The sequence below is a fragment of the Paenibacillus sp. PastM-3 genome (assembly GCF_029893965.1).
Taxonomy (GTDB): Bacteria; Bacillota; Bacilli; order Paenibacillales; family Paenibacillaceae; genus Paenibacillus_AQ.
The window spans coordinates 1-8639 of record NZ_JARXXP010000058.1 but is presented as its reverse complement, the minus strand read 5'-3'; the positions used below and the strand labels follow the sequence as shown (position 1 = coordinate 8639).

The 8639-nt window shown below is 56.4% G+C and carries 8 protein-coding genes; 6 read left to right on the top strand and 2 right to left on the bottom strand.

From position 1 onward, the window contains the following. Together M2108_RS30970 and M2108_RS30965 are read left to right on the top strand one after the other, a co-directional pair. The coding region (locus M2108_RS30970) for a hypothetical protein (RefSeq protein ID WP_277473306.1) at window positions 1-187 on the top strand (187 nt) is incomplete at its 5' end. Beyond that, a complete protein-coding gene (locus M2108_RS30965) occupies window positions 171-365 on the top strand; it encodes a YwbE family protein (protein ID WP_039869328.1) in 195 nt (64 codons plus the stop codon). The genes M2108_RS30970 and M2108_RS30965, both read left to right, overlap by 17 nt. A gap of 87 nt (window positions 366-452) precedes the next feature. Here the strand turns inward: M2108_RS30965 and M2108_RS30960 are convergent, their stop codons facing one another. Beyond that, window positions 453-812: a hypothetical protein gene (locus M2108_RS30960; RefSeq protein ID WP_277473305.1), complete on the bottom strand. Its 360-nt coding sequence runs from the start codon at window positions 810-812 to the stop codon at window positions 453-455. An 11-nt stretch (window positions 813-823) separates the two neighbouring features. Next, window positions 824-1729: an HNH endonuclease gene (locus M2108_RS30955; RefSeq protein WP_277473304.1), complete on the bottom strand. Its 906-nt coding sequence runs from the start codon at window positions 1727-1729 to the stop codon at window positions 824-826. A gap of 208 nt (window positions 1730-1937) precedes the next feature. Between M2108_RS30955 and M2108_RS30950 the strand changes: the two genes are divergently transcribed. From M2108_RS30950 to M2108_RS30935, 4 genes are all read left to right on the top strand, one after another. Further along, window positions 1938-2420, top strand: a complete 483-nt coding sequence (locus tag M2108_RS30950) for a hypothetical protein (protein ID WP_277473303.1) — start codon at window positions 1938-1940, stop codon at window positions 2418-2420. A gap of 52 nt (window positions 2421-2472) precedes the next feature. Next, window positions 2473-3489 carry a LacI family DNA-binding transcriptional regulator gene (locus M2108_RS30945; RefSeq protein WP_277473302.1) on the top strand — a complete coding sequence of 339 codons (1017 nt, stop codon included), beginning with the start codon at window positions 2473-2475 and terminating at the stop codon, window positions 3487-3489. A gap of 100 nt (window positions 3490-3589) precedes the next feature. Beyond that, a complete protein-coding gene (locus tag M2108_RS30940; protein WP_277473301.1) occupies window positions 3590-4927 on the top strand; it encodes a glycoside hydrolase family 30 protein in 1338 nt (445 codons plus the stop codon). Window positions 4928-4968: 41 nt separating this feature from the next. Further along, window positions 4969-8322: a cellobiose phosphorylase gene (locus tag M2108_RS30935; RefSeq protein ID WP_277473300.1), complete on the top strand. Its 3354-nt coding sequence runs from the start codon at window positions 4969-4971 to the stop codon at window positions 8320-8322. Window positions 8323-8639: the final 317 nt, after the last annotated feature.

Here is an 8639-nt window from a genome sequence, read left to right as displayed (position 1 = left end):
GAGGTCGCCTCGTTTCGGATGGTTTGTAGGGGTACAAACACTTTACCGAATGAGCGGCCTTTTTGCTACCTTTTTTTGGTTAATCAACAGCCGTACCGAAAATCCAACTAATCAGTTAGAGCCCCAATCTACAGCCTGGCTTCATGGCAACTTACGAAAGGAGGCTTATGATGAACGGACAGGTTAGAGCGGACATCCGTCCCGGGCTTGAGGTAGATATTGTGCTGAAGCAGGATCAGGCTACCGGCAAGCTTACACACGGCACAGTAAAAGACATTCTGACCAATTCGCCCCGCCACCCGCATGGAATCAAGGTGCGGCTGGCAGACGGGCAGGTCGGCCGGGTCAAAAAGATCACAGGCTGATGCTGCGGCCCAATATTGCAAAGCTGCAGACAGCTAATTTATGATCAACAGGCTCCAAGTACTCTGCACAACTTCATAAGCGTTGCATTAAGCACCCGCTGTATCCTGCAGTGCCTTTCGGCGCCGGCTGATATAAAGCGCTGGTGCTTTTTTATTCAATGCCTGGACGGGGCGCTTGGCAGCTTGTCTTCGCCCAGTGCTCCGCTCCCGCTCTCGCCCCAGAGCTCCGTCCCGCTCTCGCCCCAGAGCTCCGCTCCCGCTCTCGCCCCAGAGCTCCGCTCCCGCTCTCGCCCCGGCTCTCGCCCCAGAGCTCCGTCCCGCTCTCGCTTCAGTGCTCCGCTCCGGCTCTCGCCCCAGAGCTCCGTCCCGCTCTCGCTTCAGTGCTCCGCTCCGGCTCTCGCTCCGGCTCTCGCTCCAGAGCTCCGTCCCGTCGCAGCGACTTGCCACAGCGCTCCGCCTCACCGCCGCATGAATTCCTCCACATCCATATCCGCCTTGGTCTGGTTGCACAGGTTACAGGCACAGACACAGTTGTCGGGAGTGGTGTGGCCGCCTTTGGCCCGGGGCAGGAGATGGTCGATCGTGTCACCGTACAGGCCGCAGAAATGACAGGTATAGTTGTCCCTTGTCAGAATCAGCTTCCGGAAATCCTTGTTACTGTACAGGCGGCGGATGGTCCGGCGGTTAACCACGACAGCAGCGTGCTCACGGACCAGTGTAACGGCCAGCTCCAGATCAATCTCCTGGTGCCAGCGCCGCCCCTTGTCACTGTGGCCCCGCATCATAATCATCCCTTTGGCCGAGGGTACGAGCGCGGAGTAATCATCAGGCTCCGGTTTGGGCCGGCCGCCCAGCGTAGGCTTCCGCCGCTGCTCGCCCGGGCGCGGCCGCGGTTTGGCGCGTTCACCTGCACTTGCGGCAGAGGATTTGCTATCCCTGGAGCGTACTGGCCGGGAATGCGGCTTAGGCTGTGCTGTCTTGGGCTCGTGCGGTGCATCCCCTCTTGCAGGCACAGTCTTGGCGGTCTGCCGGGCAGCAGACACTCTATGCTGTGCAGGGCCTTGCCCTGCAGGAACCGCAACGGCTGCCTGCCGGGCAGAAGGTGTGGCTGTGTGGGCTGCTTGACCAGTCTTCCCGGCCGAAGCGGATACAGCAGGCTTCACAGGAGCTGAAACAGCCGCACCCGGCACCGGCGGGAGTCCGCTTACGTCTGCTTTGCCGCGGATCTTGCGGCACTCCCGGCACGCGCCGCGGCGGGATTGGCCTTTGGACCGTTTGCCCGTCCGTCTGCGGAATTCGGTAAGCGGCTTATGCTGCTGACAATATGCACATTGTTTGGAAACAGGCAGGCTGGTATCGGTCATAGGTATATTAGGAGAGACGCTCTGTCAGCGTCTGTCCGCTCCATTTATTTTTTAAAAGATAATCTGTAGTTCCAGTATAACGTAAAGCGCGCCTATTCACACGGCAGGGGGAAATAACAGGTCTTTCACGATTTTGTGATATCTGTCTCGGCATCCCGCAGGGAAAAGCTGTAAACTTTATTAAAAATGCGGAAATGGGGAGCGGATCATGGGACAGCTGAAAAAGAGGCCTGGCGCCGTTATTGTTCTGTATGTGCTGCAGGCTTTTCTGGGAATTGGGGCGATCGGCGGCGGGGTGATGCTGCTGGCTGATCCGAGCGGTGAAATGATGGGGATGCCGGTCTCCGTGCTGGAAAGATCGCCTTTTGACAGCTTTATGATTCCAGGCCTGCTGCTGCTGCTTATCTTCGGGGTCCTGCCGCTGGTTGTGCTGTACGGGCTGGTGAAGAAGCCGGGCTGGCAGCGGTTTGCCGGATTGAGCCCATTCAAGGAGCTGCATCCTGCCTGGACCTTCTCGCTGTATCTTGGCTTCGGTCAGATCATCTGGATTCTGGTGCAGACGTACATGATGAATGCGGTCTCTGTGGTCCATGTATTCTATACCTGTCTTGGCCTGCTCATTCAGGCGGTTACCCTGCTGCCTGCGGTACAAAAATATTTTATGCTGGACGGCTCTGCTGAAAGAAGTTAGAATGGCAGTGAACAAAAAAGGGCTTTCATAAAACCCTGGAGGTGAACCGGAATTGACAACTATTTACGATATCGCCAAAAAAACCGGTTACTCCCCGACTACGGTATCGAAGGCGTTCAATAACTATTCCGATGTGCGTGCCAAAACCCGCGAGGAAATTCTGCGGACCGCCCGCGAGTTGGGTTATCTGCCGAATGCGCATGCCCGGACACTGACCACGAAGAAATCCTGGACACTCGGCGTTCTTTTTGTGGAAGGCACGGGAGCGGGCATCCGCCATCCTTTTTTCGGAGCGGTTATTGAGAGCTTCAAGCAGATCGCTGTAGACAAGGGCTACGCCCTGATGTTCATCTCGAAGGATGTCGGCGGCAAGCAGAGCGGTTATCTGGAGAATTGCCGGATTCATGGCGTGGACGGTGTTGTAGTGTTTCTCTCCGATTATGATGATCCTTATTTCCTGGAACTGCTGGAGAGTAATATTCCTATGGTTATTCTGGATTATGAGACGCCGAAGTCCCACACCGTCTGTTCGGATAACATGGCGGGAGCGATGATGGCGGTGGACTATCTGACCTCACTCGGACACAGCAGGATTGCGCATATCTCGGGCGGAGTGAATACGGTTCCCGGCAATCAGCGCCAGGAAGGCTATGTTGCGGCAATGAAGCGTAACGGCAATGAGCTGCGGGAGGAGTATATCGTCGAGGGCGAGTTTTATGTGCTTGAGAACGGCTATTCCGCCATGCAGAAGCTGCTGGCTCTGCCGGAGCGGCCTACAGCTGTATTTGCTTCCGGTGACATGCTTGCGCTCGGGGCAATGATGGCGGCTAAGGACAGCGGCTTGTCTGTGCCGGGTGACATCTCGGTTATGGGGTATGACGATATCGAGCTTGCCCGTTACGTCACACCTGCGCTTTCAACGGTAAGACAGGATACGGCGACTCTGGGCATCCGTGCTGCAGAAGTTCTTCTGGCATCGGTTGACCGCAAGGGGAACGGAATGGAGGCCATCGTGCTGCCCGTGGAAGTGGTTGTGCGGGAATCCTGTGCGCCGCCTGGTGAGAAATAAAGCGTTTCTTCCAGGACGCACTTTTTTTTCGCAACAATCGAAACCGGTTTCGATTTATGAGGTCTTGTGTTTTATATTTTATTTAAGGAGATGGGTTCAGATGGTGACTGTACAAACGGTAGTGACGGCAAAAGAAACCGGGGAGCGCCTGAGCCGGCGGGAAGGCTTGGTGTTTGAGCAGAAGAGCAGCGGGCAGACAGCAGATATAGAGCTTCATCCGGAGCAGGAGTTCCAGCACATCATTGGTTTTGGCGGCGCTTTCACTGAGGCTGCAGCCTACACGCTGTCGCGGATGAGCCCGGCCAGACGGGCGGAGGTAATCCGCAGCTATTTTCACCCGGAGGAGGGCCTCAGCTACAGTATGGGGCGCGTGCATATTCACAGCTGTGATTTTGCGCTCGGCAATTATACGTATGTGCAGGATCAGGATACGGAGCTGGCCACATTCGATATATCACATGACCACCAGTGGGTGCTGCCGCTGATTAAGGATGCGATGGAGGTCAAAGGCGGCCCTTTTACGATGCTGGCTTCCCCCTGGAGCCCGCCGGCCTGGATGAAAACAAATGGAGAAATGAACAACGGCGGTTCGCTGAAGCCGGAATATGCCGCTGTCTGGGCGCGTTATTACACGAAGTTTATTGAGGCCTACCGCAAGGAGGGCATTCCGGTCTGGGCTATATCGGTACAGAATGAGCCGGCTGCGGTGCAGACCTGGGATTCCTGTGTGTACAGCGCCGAGGAGGAGCGGGATTTTGTCAAAAACCATCTCGGACCCGCCTTGCACGAAGCCGGTATGGATGATGTGAACATCGTAATCTGGGATCACAACCGGGATATTATGATCGAGCGCGTTACCCCTATTTTGTCAGATCCGGAAGCGGCGAAGTATGTGTGGGGGACGGGCATTCACTGGTATGGCGGCGAGGAGTTCGATAAGGTGGCGAAGGTGCATGAGCTTTTCCCGGATAAGCATGTGCTGTTCACGGAGGGCTGCCAGGAGGGCGGCGTGCGTCTGGGAGAGTGGTTCACTGGAGAGCGTTACGGGCGGAATATGATCGGTGATTTGAACGCGTGGACGGAGGGCTATCTGGACTGGAATCTGGTGCTTGACGAGACCGGCGGGCCGAACCATGTGGGTAATTTCTGCGATGCCCCTGTGATTGCCGACACGGTTACGGATGAGGTTCATTACAACAGCTCTTATTATTATATTGGCCACTTCAGCAAGTTTATCGCTCCCGGCGCTGTCCGGATTGGACTGGACTCTGCTGCTGACGGTGTTCTATCCACGGCTTTCCTTAATCCGGACGGCAGCATCGCCGTTGTGCTGATGAACGAGAGCGAAGAGGAGCGCAGGGTAACGCTGGGTCTTGGCAGTGAGCTGGCCGGTTGCCTTTTGCCGCCGCACTCTATTGCTACGCATGTGATTTCATAAGGTACACATAGGTACACATCCAAATTTCAGGAGGTTATGATATGAGCCGTTATTATTTTGATGCGGGCCAATTTGTAATGGAGCAGTTTCATGAAAATAAACCGTTTGCCAGCTTCCTGCCGGGGCTTGCCGGACTCAAAGGTATTCCCATGTGGACGTTCTATGTGAACCGCGGACAGGGGGTATGCGGCTTCGGAGTACGCGACAAAAACTCGCCGATCATGGAGTTCTCACCGGCCAGCATCTCTTACAAGAACGTGGCATCGTCCGGGTTCCGCACGTTTATTAAGCTGGGGGAGCATGACGAAGTCTATGAGCCGTTCCAGTCCTCGCATCCGGATCCGGCGGTGAAGCGGAAGATGACGATCCTGCCGAACGGGCTGACGATTGAGGAAGAGCATACCGGACATGGACTGAAAACGACGGTTCATTATTTTAATCTGCCGAACGATGATTATGCGGCGCTGGTGCGGCGGGTAGAGATTGAGAATACAGGCGGTGCGGAGCAGTCTCTGGAGCTGCTGGACGGTCTGCCGGAGATTCTTCCTTACGGATCGGCGAACAGCGCCTACAAGGAAATGGGCAATCTGCTGCGCAGCTGGATGGAGGTCTACAATCTGGAGCACGGCATTCCGTTCTACAAGCTGCGTTCCAGTACAAATGATGATGCCGAGATCAGTGAAATTCAGAACGGTCATTTCTATTTGTCGTTTACAGCAGAAGGGGAGCGGCTGCGGCCGGTTGTTGATTTTGAGGTGATTTTCGGCGCTAATACATCGCTTGCTTATCCGGACCGCTTCGCCGGCCTCACGCTTGATGAGCTGCTTGCGCAGCCGCAATATCCGGTGAATAAGGTGCCTTGCGGCTTCAGCGGTGTTAAGCGGACACTGGCTCCGGGCGGCAAGCTGACGCTGAACACCATTATCGGGCATGTCAGTGACATCGACAAAATCAACCGCAAGGCTGACCGTCTCTGCCGCGACGAATATATCACCGGCAAAATGCTGGAAGCGGCCGAGCTGACTGAGAACCTGACGGCGGATATTGCTACGCGGACCTCCTCCGCTATTTTTGACGCATACTGCCGCCAGTCCTATCTCGATAACTTTCTGCGCGGCGGGTATCCGTTTATTTTTGACAATGGAAAAGAAGGCTTTGTCGTGCATCTGTATTCACGCAAGCACGGGGATATGGAGCGGGATTATAACTTTTTCTCGCTTGCTCCCGAGTACTATTCGCAGGGCAACGGGAACTTCCGCGATATGAACCAGAACCGGCGGAACGATGTGTTTTTCCATCCGCAGGTCGGCAGCTTTAACATCAAAATGTTCTACAGCCTGATCCAGGCGGACGGCTATAATCCGCTAAGCGTGCAGGGAACGAGCTTTGAGGTGCTGCCGGAGCATGCTGCGCAGCTTAAAGAGTGGATTGAGGGCTCTGCGGCGGATCATCAGGCGGAGCTTGCAGCGCTGTGCCTCGGCAAATTTACACCAGGCCAGCTGATTAATTACATTGCCGATCATCAGGTGCAGCTCAAGGCGGATGAGCAGGAATTCCTCAGCGGTGTGCTGGCCCTGTCCCGGCAAAATATCGAAGCCGCCTTCGGTGAAGGCTTCTGGAGCGACCACTGGACCTACAACCTGGATCTGGTTGAAGGCTATCTGGAGATATTCCCGGATAAGCTGGCGGAGCTGCTGTTCGGCGATGAATCCTATACGTTCTACGACAGCGCTGCCTATGTGCTGCCGCGCAGCGAGAAGTATGTGATCAGCGGCGGGAAGGTGCGGCAATACGGCGCGCTGCTCGAGGATGAGGAGAAGCTGCACCGGCTGCACCGCAAAGCCGGCGATACCCAGTGGCTGCGCACGGAAGGCGGCACCGGGGCGATCTACTGCACCAGCCTGTTCGTCAAGATGCTCTCGCTGGCGCTGAACAAGTTCGCGACTCTTGATCCCTATGGCATGGGCGTGGAGATGGAGGGCAACAAGCCGGGCTGGAATGATGCGATGAACGGCCTGCCGGGCCTGTTCGGCTCCGGGATGAGCGAGACGTTCGAGCTCAAGCGGATGCTTGTGTTTATGCTGGAGGCACTCGAGAGCTTAGGAGTGCCTGAAGTAGAGGCCGCGCGGGAGCTGGTAGGGGCGCGGGAGGTACAGGAGCTGCAGGAAATGCAGGGATTGCAAGATTTGCAGGAGCCACAAGGGGCGCCGGAGCAGCTAAAGGGTTTAGAGGCTGCTGGCGGAATAGTATCGCTGCCCGTAGAGATCGCGCTGCTGCTGGAACGGGTGCTGGGGGCAGTAAACAAGCTGCTGGCCGGCGGGCTGGATGACTTCGGCTATTGGGACACCGTTGCTTCTGCACGCGAGACTTACCGGGAGAGCATCCGCTTCGGCATTAACGGAGAGCAGGCAGGGGTAAGCCTGGCTGTAATCCGTGAAGCCCTGGGCAAATTCCTGGATAAAGTGGATGCAGGGATCGAGCGGGCGGTGGCGCTTGGCGGCGGACTGGTGCCGACTTACTTCCGGTTTGAGGCTGTGCGCTTCCAGCCGGTAACCGATGAAGCCGGTAAGCCGGTCATCAGCGGCTATGGTTTGCCTAAGGCAATAGTAGAGGAATTCGAGGCTGCAGCACTTCCGTACTTCCTGGAGGGGCCGGCCCGTTGGCTCAAGACGCTGGACAGTCATGAGCAGGCCAAAGACATTTATAGCAAGGTTAAGGACAGCGGGCTATTCGATCCGGTAACATCGATGTACCGCACCTCGGTATCGCTTGAGGCTGAGTCACATGAGATCGGTCGCATCCGCGCCTTTACCCCAGGCTGGCAGGAGCGGGAGTCGAATTTCCTGCATATGTCCTATAAGTATCTGCTGGCGCTATTGAAAGGGGGGCTGTACGAGGAATTCTACAGTGAGATGCGAACCTCGCTGATCCCGTTCCTTGACCCGGCTATATACGGCCGCAGCACACTGGAGAATTCCTCCTTTATCAGCACGGGCGGCAATCCGGACCCGCTGACCCATGGCCGGGGCTTTGTGGCCAGACTCAGCGGCTCAACGGCTGAGTTCCTCAGCATGTGGAGAATGATGATGGCGGGCAGCCGGATGTTTGCGTTTGAGGACGGGGAGCTGACGCTGGAGCTGGCGCCGGCGCTGCCGGGCTGGCTGTTCGACGAACAGGGCGAGCTGATGTTTACCTTCCTGGGAGGAACGGAAGTGACCTACCATAACCCGCGCCGGGCCGATACGTACGGAGTGGAGAGGGCGGTTATCAGGCAGCTTACGCTGACCTATGGCGACGGAAGCAGCCGGCAGGTTGACGGGCCGCTGCTGCGCGGCGCGGAGGCCGAGGCCCTGCGCCGGGGCGAGATCACCGCAATCCGGGCGGATCTGGTGTAAGGTGTTTGAGGGGGCCGCTGAGGCCTCCTTTTTTTTGCTGCTCAGGCGGCGGTGGAGACGAATCCGCCCCTGAATTCCGCCGCGAGCATACCCGGTATGTAAATCAAAGGGAAAAATCCCGCTAACTCAGCCAAAGGTAGCTCAATCAGCACGCAATAGAGGGAAAAATCCCACTATTTCAACCAAAGGTAGCTCAATTAACGCCCAATAGAGGGAAAAATCGATGGCGTAAAATAAGTTGTGTACCAAGATTTGGAGCCTAGCAGGCAACAAAAAAGTAGGGTATTCTCGGGATTACCACACCACCGAGAAGGAGC